Here is a 1779-nt window from a genome sequence, read left to right on the forward strand (position 1 = left end):
ACACCTAAAAACAGCGGTCTTTTCTCTAAATTTGCAGCCAAATTTTTAAGCATGTACAGAACGCATACCTGTGGTGAATTAAGCCTAAAACACGTTAACCAAACCGTAACTTTAGCCGGTTGGGTGCAGAAATCGAGAGACAAAGGATTTATGAATTGGGTCGATTTGCGCGATCGTTACGGCATTACGCAATTGGTTTTTGATGAGAGTCGGACTGATGCGCAAGTATTTGCTTTGGCGAAAACCCTCGGGCGTGAGTTCGTCATTCAAGCTACAGGTACGGTTATCGAACGCGAGGCCAAAAATCCGAATATGCCTACAGGCGACATCGAATTGTTGGTTACTGAACTGCGTATTTTAAACGCTTCGATAACGCCGCCATTTACTATTGAGGACGAAACCGACGGTGGAGAAGACATTCGGATGAAGTTTCGTTACCTTGATATTCGCCGAAATCCGGTGAAAAACAGTTTGTTGTTTCGCCACAAAGTAACTATGGAAGTACGTAATTACTTGTCGGCCAAAGGATTTTGCGAAGTGGAAACACCGTATTTAATTAAATCGACTCCCGAAGGCGCGCGCGATTTTGTGGTGCCAAGTCGGATGAATCCCGGACAATTTTACGCCTTACCGCAATCGCCGCAAACCTTTAAACAGTTGTTGATGGTGGGCGGTATGGACAAGTACTTTCAGATTGTGAAGTGCTTTAGAGATGAGGATTTACGTGCCGACAGACAGCCGGAATTCACACAAATTGACTGTGAAATGGCGTTTGTGGAGCAAGAAGATATTTTGAATGTTTTTGAAGGATTAACGCGTCATTTGTTGAAAGAAATCAAAGGAATTGACGTGGCTGAATTTCCGCGTATGACCTACGATTATGCGATGAAAACCTACGGAAACGACAAGCCGGATATTCGTTTTGGTATGAAATTCGGCGAGCTTAATGCCGTAGCGCAGCACAAAGAGTTTGGCGTATTTAATTCGGCGGAATTAGTGGTTGGGATTGCTGCGCCGAATTGCGGGGAACTGACTCGTAAAGAAATAGATGCGTTAATAGAATGGGTGAAACGGCCGCAGATTGGCGCTTCGGGTATGGTGTACGTGAAATGCAACGCCGACGGTACGTTTAAATCGAGCGTGGATAAATTTTACGATCAAGCCGATTTACAGCAATGGGCGGCGGCAACAGGTGCTCAGGCTGGCGATATGATTTTTATACTTTCGGGCAAGGCTGATAAAACGCGTTCGCAACTTTCGGCATTACGTATGGAGTTAGCTACTCGATTAGGTTTGCGCAAGTCCGATGAGTTTGCGCCGCTTTGGGTGGTTGATTTTCCGTTGTTGGAATTGGATGAAGAAACGGGTCGTTACCATGCGATGCACCATCCGTTTACTTCGCCTAAGCCCGAAGATATTGCGTTGTTGGCAACCGAGCCGGGTAAAGTACGCGCCAATGCCTACGATATGGTTTTGAACGGAAACGAAATTGGCGGCGGATCGATTCGAATTCACGACAAAGCCACACAAGCTTTAATGTTTAAATATTTGGGCTTTACCGAAGAAGAAGCTTACAACCAATTTGGTTTCTTGATGGATGCGTTTCAATACGGAGCGCCGCCACACGGAGGCTTAGCGTTTGGTTTAGACCGATTGGTTGCCATTTTAGGTGGTCAAGAAACCATTCGCGATTTTATTGCGTTTCCAAAAAATAATGCAGGCCGGGATGTAATGATCGACGCACCAGCAGTGATTGATGAGAAACAGCTTAAAGAGTTG

The 1779-nt window shown here is 45.5% G+C and carries 1 protein-coding gene; it reads left to right on the forward strand.

What is annotated here, in order from left to right:
- Positions 1–51: 51 nt before the first annotated feature.
- On the forward strand, positions 52–1779 hold a 1728-nt coding region (aspS, locus tag ACOVQQ_RS01435), incomplete at its 3' end, for an aspartate--tRNA ligase (RefSeq protein WP_421816616.1).

It is taken from the genome of Flavobacterium sp. (genome assembly GCF_049240005.1).
Classification (GTDB): Bacteria; Bacteroidota; Bacteroidia; order Flavobacteriales; family Flavobacteriaceae; genus Flavobacterium.